9 protein-coding genes are annotated in these 15,555 nt (G+C 69.8%); 5 read left to right on the top strand and 4 right to left on the bottom strand.

Annotation, left to right across the window (positions count from 1 at the left end; translation table 11 throughout):
- Positions 1-106: 106 nt before the first annotated feature.
- Positions 107-2,260, bottom strand: coding sequence for a methylmalonyl-CoA mutase (scpA, locus tag AC07OA_RS13380; RefSeq protein WP_494664297.1), 2,154 nt, complete (start codon positions 2,258-2,260; stop codon positions 107-109).
- Positions 2,257-3,714, bottom strand: coding sequence for a methylmalonyl-CoA mutase family protein (locus tag AC07OA_RS13375; RefSeq protein WP_494664311.1), 1,458 nt, complete (start codon positions 3,712-3,714; stop codon positions 2,257-2,259). The genes scpA and AC07OA_RS13375 overlap by 4 nt, the downstream gene beginning before the upstream one ends.
- A gap of 173 nt (positions 3,715-3,887) precedes the next feature.
- Between AC07OA_RS13375 and AC07OA_RS13370 the strand changes: the two genes are divergently transcribed.
- The 4 genes from AC07OA_RS13370 (at position 3,888) to AC07OA_RS13355 (ending at position 10,192) form a co-directional block, all read left to right on the top strand.
- Positions 3,888-4,895, top strand: coding sequence for an NAD(P)H-dependent flavin oxidoreductase (locus tag AC07OA_RS13370; protein WP_494664296.1), 1,008 nt, complete (start codon positions 3,888-3,890; stop codon positions 4,893-4,895).
- 91 nt (positions 4,896-4,986) lie between these two features.
- Entirely contained in the window at positions 4,987-5,724 is a 738-nt protein-coding gene (locus AC07OA_RS13365; protein WP_494664295.1) for a DUF2793 domain-containing protein, read from the top strand.
- A gap of 237 nt (positions 5,725-5,961) precedes the next feature.
- Positions 5,962-6,531 carry a TMEM165/GDT1 family protein gene (locus AC07OA_RS13360; RefSeq protein WP_494664294.1) on the top strand — a complete coding sequence of 190 codons (570 nt, stop codon included), beginning with the start codon at positions 5,962-5,964 and terminating at the stop codon, positions 6,529-6,531.
- Positions 6,532-6,610: 79 nt separating this feature from the next.
- Positions 6,611-10,192 carry a hydantoinase B/oxoprolinase family protein gene (locus AC07OA_RS13355; RefSeq protein ID WP_494664293.1) on the top strand — a complete coding sequence of 1,194 codons (3,582 nt, stop codon included), beginning with the start codon at positions 6,611-6,613 and terminating at the stop codon, positions 10,190-10,192.
- A 153-nt stretch (positions 10,193-10,345) separates the two neighbouring features.
- Here the strand turns inward: AC07OA_RS13355 and AC07OA_RS13350 are convergent, their stop codons facing one another.
- The gene (locus AC07OA_RS13350; protein WP_494664292.1) at positions 10,346-11,923 is read right to left on the bottom strand and encodes an aldehyde dehydrogenase (NADP(+)); all 1,578 of its coding nucleotides are present in this window, start codon (positions 11,921-11,923) and stop codon (positions 10,346-10,348) included.
- Positions 11,924-12,056: 133 nt separating this feature from the next.
- Between AC07OA_RS13350 and AC07OA_RS13345 the strand changes: the two genes are divergently transcribed.
- Positions 12,057-13,109 carry a LacI family DNA-binding transcriptional regulator gene (locus AC07OA_RS13345; RefSeq protein ID WP_494664291.1) on the top strand — a complete coding sequence of 351 codons (1,053 nt, stop codon included), beginning with the start codon at positions 12,057-12,059 and terminating at the stop codon, positions 13,107-13,109.
- 49 nt (positions 13,110-13,158) lie between these two features.
- On the opposite strand, the gene AC07OA_RS13340 is transcribed toward AC07OA_RS13345, so the two are convergent.
- A complete protein-coding gene (locus AC07OA_RS13340; protein WP_494664290.1) occupies positions 13,159-15,414 on the bottom strand; it encodes a beta-glucosidase in 2,256 nt (751 codons plus the stop codon).
- Positions 15,415-15,555 lie beyond the last annotated feature (141 nt).

The following is a 15,555-nucleotide window of genomic DNA, read 5'->3' as shown; positions in this document are numbered from 1 at the left end:
GCGGAGGACGCCGCGCTATCGCACCTCTTCCCCCTACGGGGGAAGACGACCGCGAAGCGGTCCGTAGGGGGCAAGTGAGCCGCTCGCACAAGCCCCGAGGTCAGTCCTACGCCGCCTCGCCCTGCGTATAGCCCAGCTGCTTGTTCAGCTTGTCCAGCAGCTCGATCACCGCTTCGGCGATCACCGTGCCGGGCGGGAAGATGGCGGCGGCGCCGGCGTCGCGGAGGGCCTGGAAGTCCTGGGGCGGGATCACGCCGCCGACCACCATCATGATGTCGCCGCGACCTTGCTTGGCGAGTTCGGCCTTCAGTTCCGGAGCCAGCGTCAGGTGGCCGGCCGCCAGGGAGCTGGCGCCGACGATGTGGACGTCGTTCTCGACCGCCTGCTTGGCGGCCTCGGCCGGAGTCTGGAACAGTGGGCCGATGTCGACGTCGAAGCCCAGGTCGGCGAAGGCGGTGGCGATCACCTTCTGGCCCCGGTCGTGGCCGTCCTGGCCCATCTTGGCGACCAGGATGCGCGGCCGGCGGCCGTCGGCCTGTTCGAAGGCCTCGACCATCGCCTTGGCGCGGGCGGCCGCCGGGTCGTTGCCGGCTTCCTTCATATAGACCCCCTGGATCGACTGGATCGTGGCGCGGTGACGGCCGAAGACGTTCTCCATGGCCATGCTGATCTCGCCGACCGTGGCCTTGGCGCGGGCCGCGTCGACGGCCAGGGCCAGGAGATTGCCCGTACCGCGAGCGCCGTCTTCCAAGGCCTTCAGCGCCGCCGCCGTCTCGGCCGGATCGCGCTCGGCCTTCAGGCGGGCCAGCTTTTCCAGTTGCTGGTTGCGCACCGAGGTGTTGTCGACCTTCAGCATCGGGATGTCGTCGGCGACCTCGGGCTTGTAGCGGTTGACGCCGACCACGCTCTGGCGATTGGCGTCGATGCGGGCCTGGGTCTTGGCGGCGGCTTCCTCGATGCGCAGCTTGGGGATGCCCGCCTCGATGGCCTTGGCCATGCCGCCTGCGGCCTCGACCTCCTCGATATGGGCCAGGGCCTTGACCGCCAGGTCGTGGGTCAGGCGCTCGACATAGTAGCTGCCGCCCCACGGGTCAGCGACGCGGGTGGTGCCGCTTTCCATCTGCAGGAACAGCTGGGTGTTGCGGGCGATGCGGGCCGAGAAGTCGGTCGGTAGGGCCAGGGCTTCGTCCAGGGCGTTGGTGTGCAGGCTCTGGGTCTGGCCGTTGACCGCCGCCATGGCCTCCACGCAGGTCCGCGAGACGTTGTTGAACACGTCCTGGGCCGCCAGCGACCAGCCGGAGGTCTGGCTGTGGGTGCGCAGGGAGAGGCTGCGGTCGTCCTTGGGATCGAACTCGCGCTTCATCAGCCGGGCCCACAGCAGGCGGGCGGCGCGCATCTTCGCCACTTCCATGAAGTAGTTCATGCCGATCGCCCAGAAGAACGACAGGCGTGGGGCGAAGGCGTCGATGCTCATGCCGGCTGCGACGCCGGCCCGGCCGTATTCGATGCCGTCGGCCAGGGTGTAGGCCAGCTCCAGGTCGGCCGAGGCCCCGGCCTCCTGCATGTGGTAGCCGCTGATCGAGATCGAGTTGAACTTCGGCATCTTCTGCGCGGTGAACGAGAAAATGTCCGAGATGATCCGCATCGAGGGACCGGGCGGGTAGATGTAGGTGTTGCGGACCATGAACTCCTTGAGGATGTCGTTCTGGATGGTCCCGGACAGCTTGTCGGGCGTGACGCCCTGTTCCTCGGCGGCGACGATGTAGAGCGCCAGGATCGGCAGCACCGCGCCGTTCATGGTCATCGACACGCTCATCTTGTCGAGCGGGATACCGCTGAACAGGGTGCGCATGTCGAGGATGGAGTCGATGGCCACGCCCGCCATGCCGACGTCGCCCTTCACCCGCTCGTGGTCGCTGTCGTAGCCCCGGTGCGTGGCCAGGTCGAAGGCCACCGACAGGCCCATCTGACCGGCCGCGAGGTTGCGGCGATAGAAGGCGTTGGAGTCCTCGGCGGTCGAGAAGCCCGCGTACTGCCGCACCGTCCATGGATTGGTCACGTACATGGTCGGGTAGGGGCCGCGCAGATAGGGCGCGACGCCGGGATAGCCGTCGGTGAAGTCCAGACCCGCCGTGTCCTCGGCGGTGAAGGCGGGAGCCACGTCGACGCCCTCGGGCGTGGACCAGACCGCGCCGCCGGCGGCGGGCGCGGTGGCGGCGGCTTCGAAGGCGACGTCCTTGAAATCGGGGAACTGGCTCATGCGGTCGCTCCCTCGAAGGCGGCGGCGAAGCGGATGGGGGTCAGGGGCGGGCAGTGAGAATCCGGTCCCGGCAGGCGGGCGTTGGGGCCCTCGACGGCGAAGGCCGAAGCGTCGGGCGTGGCCACCTCGATGGGCTTGTCGTCGGCGTTGGGGAAGACGGTGACGCCCAGGATCTTGCGGCGCTTGTCGGCGTATTCGGCTTCTTGCACCGCGCGGGTGGCGCCGACGATGTCGGAAACCAGGCCGCTCTCCAGCGCCTTGACGATGCCGCCGGCCGCTTCGATGGCCTGGAAACCGCCCCAGGCGGCGCGAGCTAGCTGGTCGGTCAGGCTGTCGAGATACCACGAGCCGCCGGCCGGATCGGCGACGCGGCCCAGGTTGCTCTCTTCCATCAGCACCAGCTGGGTGTTGCGCGACTGGCGGCGGCCGAAGGCGGTGGGCAGGCCCAGGGCGTCGGTGAAGGCGCCCAGCACGATGGCGTCGGCCCCGCCGACCGCGCCGGCGAAGCCCGCGGAGGTCAGGCGCAGCAGGTTGGTCCAGGCGTCGGCCTTGGCCAGCATGCGCTGCGAGGTGCGGGCCTCGATCACGGCCGGAACCGACACGCCGCAGGCCTGGGTGATCCGCGCCCACACGGCCTTGGCGGCGCGCACCTTGGAGACGCCCGTGAAGTATTCGGCGTCCAGGCTGACGCCCAGGACGATGCGCGAGAAAGCCTCTTCCATGGAAAGACCCGCGCGGACCAGAGCCTTGGCGTAGGCGAGAGCGCTGGCGGCCATCACCGCCAGTTCCTCGGTGTTCGACCCGCCGGCCTCATGCGCGGCGCGGCCGGTGGCCAGGAACAGGCCGGCCTTGGCGTAGGTGCCCGCCAGGCGGGCGCCGACCGTGGCGGCCGAGACCAGGTGGCTTTCGATGGGGCCGGGGCTGGCGCCGGCCTGGGCGAAGGCGGTCAGCGGGTCCATGTGGAAGGCCAGCGGCGCGTTGGGCGCGGCCTTGGCCAGGGCGCCCAGCCAGTCGGCGGCCTTGGGGCCCAGGAACCCGGCGTCGAGGGCGACGGGGGCCAGGTCCAGCAAGACGCCATCCAGGGCCTTGGCCAGGTCGTCCTGCGAGCCGACCGCCACGCCGGCCCGGCCGGTGGGATCGATGGCCAGCAGCACCGAGGCCGCGCCGCCTTCCAGGTCCTTCATGATCTCGGCGGCCGTCCGGCGCGGATCGGGATGGGCGGCGCGCATGCGCAGGTCCCAGGGGCGGTCGGCGTCGCGGGCCCGCAGGTCGCGCGCCACGGCCACGCCGTCCTTGGCGATGTAGAGCGGCTGGATGGCGATTCCGTCGGGGGTGCGCGTGATCAGGGCGTCTTCGAACGCCTGGCCTTTCAAGGTCTTCTCGACCAGGGCCATCCACCGGGCCCCGTCCTTGATGTGGTCCCCCGGACCGAAATCCTCGGCCAGTGGCGTGATCGCCTGAGTCACGACGTCTCTTCTCCTGCAGTGCAATATTTTCTTGTTTTGGCCAGCAGATGCGCCCCTACCCTTGGGGAGGTCAAGCGCTTGCGCATGGCGCGAACGAGCGTTTAAGCTAACGCTGTTTACATGAGCGGCCCCCCTTCGCCGCCCCAGAGGAGACCACCTTCATGGCCTTGCCGCCGATCCTGCGCGACCGCCTGCGCCTGCCCGTCATCGCGTCTCCACTGTTCATCATCAGTAATCCAGATCTGGTCATCGCCCAGTGCAAAGCGGGCATTGTCGGCTCGTTTCCGGCGCTTAACGCCAGGCCGATATCTCAATTGGACGAGTGGCTGGCCCGGATCACCGAGGAGCTGGCGGCCTACGACAAGGCCAATCCGGACGCCCCCTCGGCGCCGTTCGCGGTCAACCAGATCGTCCATCGGACCAACAACCGGCTGGAGGAGGACGTCGCCCTCTGCGTGAAATACAAGGTCCCGGTGGTGATCACCTCGCTGGGGGCGCGCGAGGACCTGAACGGCGCGATCCACAGCTACGGCGGCGTCACCCTGCACGACGTGATCAACGACAAGCACGCCCACAAGGCCATCGAGAAGGGCGCCGACGGCCTGATCCCGGTCGCGGCCGGCGCGGGCGGCCACGCCGGCGCCCTGTCGCCGTTCGCCCTGGTGCAGGAGATCCGCCAGTGGTTCGACGGGCCGGTGGTGCTGTCGGGCTCGATCGCCTCGGGCCGCTCGATCCTGGCCGCCCAGGCCATGGGGGCTGACCTGGCCTATATCGGCTCGGCCTTCATCGCCACGAAGGAAGCCAACGCGCCCCAGGCCTACAAGGACACCATCGTCGAGGCCTCGGCCAACGACATCGTCTATTCCAACCTCTTCACCGGCGTGCACGGCAACTATCTGCGCCAGTCGATCGTGCGGGCGGGCCTGGACCCGGAGAACCTGCCGGTCAGCGATCCGTCGGCCATGAACTTCGGCTCGGGCGGCAACCAGGAAGCCAAGGCCTGGCGCGACATCTGGGGCTCGGGCCAGGGCGTGGGCGCCATCGACGCGGTGCTGTCGGCCGGCGAACTGATCGCCAAGTTCGCGGAGCAATACGAGGACGCCAAGGCGGAGCTGGCGGCCAAGACCGCCCTGACTTCGGGAAGCCACCTGGCCTTCGCGGCCCAGTAGACGGGGATAGACGGGGGACCGGCGCGCGTCGGTCCCCCGGGACTCCGGGCGGGGCGACACTGGAGGGGTTCGAAACCCTCCAGGAGCCTCCATGTCCAACGACGCCACGCCCCGCCTGTCGCTGCCCTTCGTGGCCGCCGGCCAGGCCCAGAAGCACATCACCGTCAACGAAGCCCTCGGCAAGCTGGACGGCCTGGTCCAGCTGGCGGTGCAGAGCCGCACCGTCGCCGCCCAGCCGGCTTCGCCCGCCGACGGGACGATCCACATCCTGCCCAGCGGGGCCACCGGTTCGGCCTGGCTCGACATGGCCGCCGGCCTGCTGGCCCGTCACGCCGACGGGGCCTGGGAAGCCCTGACGCCCAAGGCCGGCTGGCTGGCCTGGATCGTCGACGAGGGCCTGGCCCTGATCCACGACGGCGCCGGCTGGACCCCGCTGTCCTCGACCTTCAAGGCCCTGACGGCGGCCCGCTCGCCGTTCCTGGCCTCGACCCGCTTCGAGATCCTCGAGCAGGAGCTGACCCTGTCGGGCGCCTCGGTGGCCACCACCACCCCGATCCCGGCGCGGTCGATCGTGCTGGGCGTCACCACCCGCACCACCGTCGCGATCACCGGCGCCACCGCCTACAGCTGCGGGGTCTCGGGCGACGGCAACAAGTTCGGCTCGGCCCTGGGGATCGCCAAGAACGCCAGCAATGTCGGGGTGATCGGTCCGACGGCCTACTATGCCGATACGCCGGTGGTGATCACCGCCGCGGGCGCCAGCTTCACCGGCGGCAAGGTGCGGGTCTCGATGCACCTGATGCGCTTCGACGCACCGGCGGCGGTGTAGTCGGCGGTTGACCCCGCTTCCTCGGGCGGCTACTCACCCCGCACCTTTGGGGAGTAGCCGCCCGCAACGATCAGTGGGACCCGCCGTCAACACACTTGCCTTTCGAGGCATGGCGCGGATGAAGGAAGCGATGTTCTAGCTTCCGCGGCGAGACCAATGGCGTCGGTTTCCGTTCCGGGCTGGGCGGGGTCTCCGACGCTATTGGCATGCGCTCGGCCCGGATGGTGTTTTTCTAAAATGGAATCCTTGTTCGTTTCGGCCCTCGTGGTGGCCATCGCCGAAATCGGCGACAAGACCCAACTGCTGGCCATCATCCTGGCCACCCGCTTCAAGAAGCCTATCCCGATCATCCTGGGCATCCTCGTCGCCACCCTGGCCAACCACGCCCTGGCGGCCCTGGTCGGCTCGGAGGCCTCGCGCTTCCTGGACGGCGCCTGGTTCCGCTGGGCCATCGCCATCTCGTTCATCGCCATGGCCGCCTGGGCCCTGATCCCCGACAAGGCCGACGACGACATGCCCGGCGGCAAGGGCCGCTACGGCGTGTTCCTGACCACCACCATCGCCTTCTTCCTGGTCGAGATGGGCGACAAGACCCAGATCGCCACGGTCGCCCTGGGCGCGCGCTTCCACAACGTGCTGCTGGTCGCGGCCGGCACCACCCTGGGCATGATGCTGGCCAACGTCCCGGCGGTCTATTTCGGCGAGGCGGTGACCAAGATCGTGCCTCTGAAGTACGTCCGCATCGGCGCGGCCCTGGTCTTCCTGGGACTGGGCGTCTGGGCGGGCGTCGAGGCGTTCCGAGGCTGACGCGGAGCTCTCGAGGTCCGCTCGCCCTTGATGCGAGCGGACCTCAGCGCCAAAAGGGTTCCCGGCAAAGGGGACCTTGATGACGCAGCGCGGCTGGGAGTTCTGGATCGACCGCGGCGGCACCTTCACCGACATCGTCGCGCGACGGCCGGACGGGTCCTTGCTGACCCACAAGCTGCTGTCGGAAAACCCCGAGCAGTATGACGACGCCGCCGTGGCCGGTGTCCGGGCCCTGCTGGAGGGCGGCGGCGTCGACGCGGTGAAGATGGGCACCACCGTGGCCACCAACGCCCTGCTGGAACGGGCGGGCGAGCCGACGGTGTTGGCGATCACGAAAGGCCACGCCGACGCCCTGCGCATCGGCTACCAGGCCCGGCCCAAGCTGTTCGACCGCAACATCGTCAAGCCCGAGGCCCTCTACACCCGCGTGGTCGAGATCGACGAGCGGATGAGCGTCGAGGGCAGCGTGCTGCGTCCGCTGGACGAGACCGCCGCACGCGCGGATCTCCAGGCGGCCTTCGACGAAGGCTTTCGCGCCGTAGCCATCGTGCTGCTGCATGGCTTCCGCTTCACCGATCACGAGGCCCGCGTCGCGACCATCGCCCGCGAGATCGGCTTCACCCAGGTGTCGGTCAGCCACGAGGTCAGCCCGCTGATGAAGCTGGTCGGGCGGGGCGACACCACGGTGGTCGACGCCTATCTGTCGCCGATCCTGCGCCGCTATGTCGACAAGATGGCCGATGCGCTGGGGCGCGAAACCCGGCTCCTCTTCATGCAATCCAACGGCGGCCTGACCGACGCCCATGCCTTCCGGGGCAAGGACGCCATCCTATCCGGTCCGGCCGGCGGCGTGGTCGGCATGGCGCGGACGGCGGCCCAGGCCGGGTTCGAGCGGGTGATCGGCTTCGACATGGGCGGCACCTCCACCGACGTCTGCCATTTCGCCGGCGAGTACGAGCGGGCCTACGAGACGGTGGTGGCCGGCGTGCGCATGCGCGCGCCGATGATGAACATCCACACCGTCGCGGCCGGCGGCGGTTCGATCTGTTCGTTCGACGGCGCGCGGTTTCGGGTGGGACCGGCCTCGGCGGGCGCCAATCCGGGTCCGGCCTGCTACCGGCGCGGCGGGCCGCTGACGGTGACCGACTGCAACGTCATGCTGGGCAAGCTGTCGCCCGACTTCTTCCCGGCGGTGTTCGGCCCCAACGCCGACCAGCGCCTGGACCGCGACATCGTCGTGGCGCGCTTCGAGGCGATGGCCGACGAGATCCTGGCCGCCACCGGCAAGGTCATGACCCCGCAGGAGATCGCCGAGGGCTTCGTGACCATCGCCGTGGAGAACATGGCCAAGGCCGTGCGGCAGATCTCGATCCAGCGCGGCTACGATGTCACCCGCTACGTCCTGGCCTGTTTCGGCGGGGCGGGCGGCCAGCATGCCTGCCTGGTGGCCGACGCCCTGGGCATGACCGAGGTGATGATCCACCCGTTCGCGGGCGTGCTCAGCGCCTACGGCATGGGCCTGGCTGACTTGCGGACGATGCGCGAGGCGACTGTTGAGCGGCCGCTCGCCGAGGCGGCGGGCGACCTGGTCGCTCGCGCCGCGACCTTGGCGGGGGAGGCGGAAGCGGCCCTGCGCGCCCAGAACGTGCCGCTGCTTCGTGTCGAGACGGTCGCCAGCCTGCTCGTGAAGTACGCCGGGACCGACACGCCGCTGCGCGTGCCCCTGGGCGACTCGGAAGCCGTGCGCGAGGCGTTCGAGGTCCTGCACCAGCGCCGCTTCGGCTTCGTCTCGCCCAGCACGGCCCTGGTGGTCGAGGCCCTGGCCGTGGAGGCCATCGGCCACACCGACGCGGGCGACGCGCCGGACCTGGGCCTTGGCGCGCAGGAGCGTCCCGAGCCGCTGGCGACCCTGCCTGTCCGCATGGCGGGCGCCGAGCACCAAGCGCCCGTCTACGACCGCGCCTCCCTGCCCATCGCCTGGGAGGTTCCGGGGCCGGCCATCGTCCGCGAGGAAACCGGCACCACGGTGATCGAGCCCGGTTGGCGGGCCACGGTCGACCGTCACCTGAACCTGATCATCGACCGCGTGGCCGCCCTCGCGCCGCGCCAGGCGGCCGGGACCAAGGCCGATCCGGTGATGCTGGAGGTGTTCAACAACCTCTTCATGGCCGTGGCCGAGGAGATGGGTTTCGCCCTGCAGAACACCGCCTATTCGGTCAACATCAAGGAGCGGCTGGATTTCTCCTGCGCCCTGTTCGACCGCGACGGAAACCTGATCGCCAACGCCCCGCACATGCCCGTGCACCTGGGCTCGATGGGGGACAGCGTGCGGGCCATCCGCGACGGGCGGCTGCACGACGGCCGGGGGCTCAAGCCCGGCGACGTCTACATGCTCAACGCCCCCTACAACGGCGGCACCCACCTGCCGGACGTGACGGTGGTGATGCCGGTGTTCGACGCGGCGGGCGTGCTGACCTTCTACGTCGCTGCGCGTGGCCACCAAGGCGACATCGGCGGGATCACCCCGGGCTCGATGCCGCCCAACAGCCGCACGGTCGAGGAGGAAGGCGTCCTCATCGAGAACTTCCTGCTGGTCGAGGGCGGGCGTTTCCTGGAGGCCGAGGTTCGCGCCCTGTTGGCCTCGGGCAGATGGCCGGCCCGTAATCCCGACCAGAACATCGGCGACCTCAAGGCCCAGGTCGCGGCCTGCGCGCGCGGCGCGGAGAGCCTGACCGGCCTCGTCGCCGAGTTCGGCCAGGACGTGGTCGAGGCCTATATGGCCCACGTGCAGGACAACGCCGAGGAGGCCGTGCGGCGGGTTTTGGCCACCCTGGCCGACGGCGACTTCGCCTACGAGCTGGACGACGGTTCGGTGGTGAAGGTGGCGATCACCGTGGACCGCGAGGCCCGCACGGCCCGGGTGGACTTCACCGGCACCAGCGACCAGGTCCCGACCAACTTCAACGCCCCGGCTTCGATCTGCCGGGCAGCGGCGCTGTATGTCTTCCGCACCCTGGTGGACGACGAGATACCGATGAACGACGGCTGCCTGCGGCCGGTCGAGCTGGTGATCCCCGAAGGCTCGATGCTGCGGCCGCGCTACCCGGCGGCGGTGGTGGCTGGAAACGTCGAGACAAGCCAGGTGGTGGTCGACGCGCTCTACGGCGCGCTGGGCGTGATGGCCGGCGCACAGGGGACGATGAACAACTTCACGTTCGGGGACGACCGGCGGCAGTACTACGAGACCATCTGCGGCGGGGCTGGCGCGGGGCCCGACTTCGACGGCGCTGACGCGGTCCAAACCCACATGACCAACAGCCGCCTGACCGATCCGGAGGTGCTGGAGAGCCGCTATCCGGTGCTGGTCCAGGCCTTCTCGATCCGGCGCGGCTCGGGCGGGGCGGGGGCGCATCGCGGCGGTGACGGCGTGGTGCGGAAGATCGGGTTCAGGGAGCCGATGACGGCGACTCTGCTGTCCAACCGGCGGCGGGTGGCGCCGTTTGGTTTGGCGGGTGGTTGTGTCGGGGCGCTGGGCAAGGCCCGGGTCGAGCGGGCGGATGGCTCGGTGCAGGTGCTGGGCGCGACCGATGCGGTGGAGGTCGCGGCGGGCGATGCGATCGTGATCGAGACGCCGGGCGGCGGGGGGTATGGGACCGCCTGAGCCCCCTCCGGCCCTCCGGGCCACCTCCCCCAAAGGGGGAGGATTTTCCGAGTAGATGCTCCCCCTCTGGGGGAGCTGTCGCGGAGCGACTGAGGGGAATAGCGCGACTTGGGGACAGGCGCATGCGCCTGTCCCCAGCAGCAAACGCGGCGCCTACGCCAGCTGAACCTTCCCGTCCACCCGACGCGCGATGCCCAGCGGGTTGCCATCCTGCAGCTCCACCGGCAGCAGCGCCGCCGGCAGGTTCTGGTACGAAACCGGCCGCAGGAAGCGGAAGATCGCCAGCGAGCCGACCGAGGTGGTGCGGGCGTCCGAGGTCGAGGGGAACGGGCCGCCGTGGACCATGGCGTGGCCCACCTCGACGCCGGTGCCGAAGCCGTTGATCAGTACGCGGCCGGCCTTGAGCTCCAGGGCCGGCAGCAGGGCGCGGGCCAGGTCGGTGTCGGCCTCGTCCATGTGCACGGCGATGGTCAGCTGGCCTTCCAGGGCGGTGATCACCGCCGTCAGTTCGGCCAGGTCCTTGGCGCGGACCACCAGCGAGGCGGCGCCGAACACTTCGTCCTGCAGGTGCGGCGTGGCCAGGAAGGTCTTGGCGTCGACGCTGAACAGGGCCGCGCGGCCCTGGCCGTGGCCGCCTTCCAGGCCGTGGGCGACTTCGGCGACGCCCGAGGTCTCCGACAGCGCTTTGACGCCGCCGGTGTAGGCCTTGCAGATGCCGGGGGTCAGCATCTGGCCGGCGGGAGCCTTGGCCACGACCTCGGCGGTGGCGGCCAGGAAGGCGTCCAGCTCGGGGCCGTCGATGGCCAGGATCAGGCCGGGATTGGTGCAGAACTGGCCCGCGCCCTGGGTCAAGGCGGCGACGAAGTCCGGGGCGATGGCCGCGCCGCGCGCCTTCAGAGCGTTGGGCAGCAACAGCACCGGGTTGATGCTGCTCATCTCGGCATAGAACGGGATCGGCTCGGGACGGCCTTGAGCGATGGCCAGCAGAGCCAGGCCAGCGCGGCGCGAACCGGTGAAGCCGGCCGCCTTGATGCGGGCGTCGGCCACCAGGCCTTGCGAGATCTCGATGCCCGCGTCGTGCAGCAGGGCGAAGACGCCGCTGGGCAGGCCGGCTTCCTTGACGGCGTCCTGGATGGCGCGGCCGACCAGTTCCGAGGTGCCGGGGTGGGCCGGGTGGGCCTTGACCACCACCGGGCAGCCGGCCGCCAGGGCCGAGGCGGTGTCGCCGCCGGCCACCGAGAAGGCCAGCGGGAAGTTGCTGGCGCCGAACACCGCCACCGGGCCCAGCGGCACGTTGCGCAGGCGCAGGTCCGGACGCGGCAGGGGCTTGCGTTCCGGCATGGCCGGGTCGATGCGGGCTTCCAGCCAGCCGCCGTCGCGCAGCACGCCGGCGAACATCTTCAGCTGGCCCATGGTGCGGCCGCGCTCGCCTTCGAGGCGCACGCGGGGCAGGCCGGTCTCGGCCATGGCGCGCACGATCAGGTCGTCGCCGATCGCTTCGATCTTGGCGGCGATGGTTTCCAGGAACGCCGCGCGGGCTTCGGGCGAGGTCGAGCGATAGGGGCCGAACGCCGCCGCCGCCAGGGCCGCCGCCTCGTCCAGGTCGGCCTTGGTCGCGCCGCCGAAGGTGACGGGCAGGGTCTCGCCCGTGCTGGGGTCGACCGCCAGGATCGGGCCGCCGGTCCCGGCGCGCGCGCCGCCGTCGATCAGAAGTTCACCGGTGATGCTCATGGCGCGATCCCTCATGTCGTGTCGTTGGGACGGTCTTAGATGATAGCGCTCCCATTGTCGTCAAGCGGCATGGAGGAAGACAGACTCTTTCCCGCTCGCTACGGTCGCCGCGAACCGGTGTAACGGAGCCCGAATGGCCAAGCGGCCGGCCACGATCATCCATGTCGCCGAACGGGCGCGCGTGTCGGTCAAGACGGTGTCGCGGGTCCTCAACGACGAGCCCAACGTCACGCCCGACCTGAAGGCGCGGGTGCTCGAAGCGGTCGACAAGCTGGGCTACAGCCCCAGCAAGGCCGCCCGGACCATGGCCGGTTCGCGCTCCTACCTGCTGGTGGCCTTCAACGACCGCCGCCTGACCCTGGACAACTGGCGCAGCGAGCGCGGCAACGAGTGGATCGACCAGATGCTGTACGGCGCCATGCTGCGCTGCGAGCGGTCGGGCTACCACCTGATGTTCGAACTGGTCGACCGCGAGTCCGACCAGCTGGAGCGCCAGATCACCGCCGTCCTGTCGTCGCTGCAGCCCGACGGCGTGATCCTGACGCCACCCAATTGCGAGGACCCCGTGGTGCTGGGCGTGCTGAAGAAACGGAACATCCCGTTCGTGCGGCTGAACACCCCGGCGCGAGGGCAGGGCGCGCGGGTCTATATGGACGACCGCGCCGCCGCGCGGCAGGCCACCAAGCATCTGCTGGGCCTGGGCCATACGGCCATCGGCATGATCGCCGGCGACTACCGGTTCTCGTCCTCGATCCAGCGGGTCGAGGCCTTCCTGGCGACGATGGAGGCGGCGGGACATCCCGTACCCGAGGAGCGGGTCTACAAGGGCGACTTCACCTTCGAGGCCGGGGTGGCCGGGGCGCAGGCCTTGCTCGATCTCGCCCAGCCGCCGACCGCGATCATGGCCTCCAACGACCAGATGGCGCTCGGCGTGGTCAGCGTCGCCCAGGCGCGGGGTCTGTCCGTGCCGGGCGACCTGTCGATCCTCAGCTTCGACGACACCATCGGCGTGCGGCTCAGCACCCCGCCGCTGACCGCCGTCCGCCAGCCGGTGGCCAAGATGGCCGAGGCGGCGGCCGACCTGCTGATCAAGGCCAGCGCGGCGGGGGAGAAATCGATCTCGGGCAGCACGCTGGCGCCGTTCGAACTGACCGTGCGGGCCTCGACGGGGCCGGTGGGACGGTAGGTCGTGGACGAGGTCGGGGACAGGCGCATGCGCCTGTCCCCAGCCGTGGCTAATTCCCGTCGTACGACACCGGCAGTGTCTTCGCCGCCAGGGTCGTATCGGCCTTGGCCTTCAGGTCGCGGGACGACGCCCCCAGCGAGACCTCGTAGGTCCCGGCGGCGATGGTCCAGGTCTTGGCCTTGGAGTCGAAGGTCGCCAGCAGGCGCGGATCGACGGTGACGCTGACGGTGGTGCTGGCGCCGGGCGCGAGATCGACTTTCTTGAAGCCGCCCAGGCGGCGCGGCGCCTCCCAGCCCGAACCGCCCTTGGGACCCACATAGACCTGGGCCACATCCTTGCCGGCGGTCTTGCCGGTGTTGGTGACCTTGAAGCTGACGGTCAGCTTGTCGCCGACGACGCTGGTCTTCAGGTCGCCGTAGCCGAAGGTCGAGTAGGACAGGCCGTGGCCGAAGGCGAACAGCGGCGCGTGGCCCTTAAGGTCGAACCACTTGTAGCCGACCGCCGCGCCTTCGCTGTAGGCGGCGTCGCAGAAGTCCTCCGGCTTGGCCGGGTCGCAGTCGATGACCGGACGCGGCAGCTGCTCGGCGCTCTGCGGGAAGGTGATCGGCAGGCGGCCCGACGGATTGACCTCGCCGGTCAGGACGCGGGCGATGGCCTCGCCGCCGTTGGTGCCCGGGTACCAGGCCTCGACCACGGCGCTTACCTTGGCCAGCCACGGCATCAGCACCGGCCCGCCGGTCTCCAGCACCACGGCGGTCTTGGGATTGGCCAAAGCCACGGCGTCGATCAGGGCGTCCTGGTTGTCGGCCAGGGTCAGGGAATAGTCCTGGGACTCGGCGGCCCACTGGTGGGCGAAGACCAGCACCAGGTCGGCGCCGGCCGCGGCCTTGGCGGCGGCGGCCGGGTCGGCGCCGTCATCGTAGACGAAGGTCGTGCCGGGATTGCGGGCCTGCAGCGCCTTCAGCGGCGAGGAGGGGTGATAGACGATGGGGCCGGGGAAGCCCTTGGGGCCCAGGCCCTTCACCGCCATGCCGCCGACCGGGAACACCTGCGAGGAGCCGCCGCCCGACAGCACGCCGACGTCGGAATGCGAGCCGATGACCACGATCTTCTTGGCGCTCTTGGCGATGGGGAGCAGACCGCCGTCGTTCTTCAACAGGACGATGGCTTCTTCGGCGTCGGCCTGGGTGACCTTGGCGTGGGCGGCGAAGTCGATGGGGCCCTTGGCCGTCGTCACCGGATGGTCGAACAGGCCGTGGGCGAACATCGAGCGGGTGATGCGGCGGGCCATGTCGTCCAGCCGCGCCTGGGGCACGGAGCCATCGGCCACGGCCGCCTTCAGCGGCGCGCCGAAGAAGGGTTGCTTGTCGAAGGTCCAGGCCGACTCCTGGTCCAGGCCCGCATTGGCGGCCTTGGCGGTGGAGTGCACCGCCCCCCAGTCCGACATCACGAAGCCCTTGTAGCCCCAGTCCTTCTTGAGCACCTCGTTCAGCAGATAGTCGCTCTCGCAGGCATAGGTCCCGTTGATGCGGTTATAGGCGCACATCACCGAGCCCGGATCCGACTGCTCGATGGCGATCTCGAAGGCCAGGAAGTCGGACTGGCGGGCGGCCGCGTCGTCGATGTTGGAGCTGACGGTCATGCGGCCGGTCTCCTGGGCGTTCAGGGCCCAGTGCTTGATGGTCGACATGATCTTGTTGGACTGGATGCCCTTGATCTGGGCCCCGACGATGACGCCGGCCAGCAGAGGGTCTTCGCCGCCGTATTCGAAGTTGCGGCCGTTGCGCGGCTCGCGGGCCAGGTTGATGCCGCCGGCCAGCTGGACGTTGAAGCCCGACGAACGGGCCTCCGAGCCGATCATCGCCCCGCCCTTGTAGGCCAGCTCGGGGTTCCAGGTGGCGGCGGTGGCCAGGCCCGAGGGCAGGGAGGTGCGCTCGCGATAGGGATCGCTCGACTCGCGCTGCGAGGCCACGCCCACGCCGGCGTCGGTCTCCCACAGCGGCGGCACGCCCAGGCGCGCGATGCCGGGGATGTAGCCGGCCGAGCCCATCCGGGCCTCGGGCGAGGGGGTGAACTGCGGCTTTTTCTGGTTGGAGCCGAAGAAGCCGAACACCAGGGCCAGCTTCTCGTCCTGGGTCATCTGGGCGACGATCAGGTCGGCGCGCTGGTCGGCGGAAAGCTTGGCGTTCATCCAGGGTTTGGACGCGACGGCGGGCGCGGCGGCCTGAGCGTGCGCGGCGGCGGCCGGCAGGGCGGTGGTCAGCATCAGGGCCAGGGCCAGGCCTCGCAGGGGCTGTCGCTTCATTCCGTTGTTCCTTCCCTAGGACACCGCGCCACGTTTCGGGCTTTGCTTCGATTTTGTCCGGTTCGGCGCGATGTTTGGCTAAAGCTCGCGTTCTCGAACGGTCGATTTAACTAAACGAAGAAATACAGAGCCGACTGACAA

Source organism: Caulobacter sp. GW821-FHT09B08, assembly GCF_059418225.1.
The sequence above is the reverse complement of the archived record's forward strand: the minus strand, read 5'-3'. Positions and strand labels throughout refer to the sequence as shown.

Bases quoted from the DNA above. Each gene is read 5' to 3' on its own strand.
- AC07OA_RS13350 (WP_494664292.1), bottom strand. From the start codon at position 11,923: ATGAGCATCACCGGTGAACTTCTGATCGACGGCGGCGCGCGCGCCGGG.
- AC07OA_RS13340 (WP_494664290.1), bottom strand. From the start codon at position 15,414: ATGAAGCGACAGCCCCTGCGAGGCCTGGCCCTGGCCCTGATGCTGACC.
- AC07OA_RS13370 (WP_494664296.1), top strand. From the start codon at position 3,888: ATGGCCTTGCCGCCGATCCTGCGCGACCGCCTGCGCCTGCCCGTCATC.
- AC07OA_RS13345 (WP_494664291.1), top strand. From the start codon at position 12,057: ATGGCCAAGCGGCCGGCCACGATCATCCATGTCGCCGAACGGGCGCGC.
- AC07OA_RS13355 (WP_494664293.1), top strand. From the start codon at position 6,611: ATGACGCAGCGCGGCTGGGAGTTCTGGATCGACCGCGGCGGCACCTTC.
- AC07OA_RS13365 (WP_494664295.1), top strand. From the start codon at position 4,987: ATGTCCAACGACGCCACGCCCCGCCTGTCGCTGCCCTTCGTGGCCGCC.
- AC07OA_RS13360 (WP_494664294.1), top strand. From the start codon at position 5,962: ATGGAATCCTTGTTCGTTTCGGCCCTCGTGGTGGCCATCGCCGAAATC.
- scpA (WP_494664297.1), bottom strand. From the start codon at position 2,260: ATGAGCCAGTTCCCCGATTTCAAGGACGTCGCCTTCGAAGCCGCCGCC.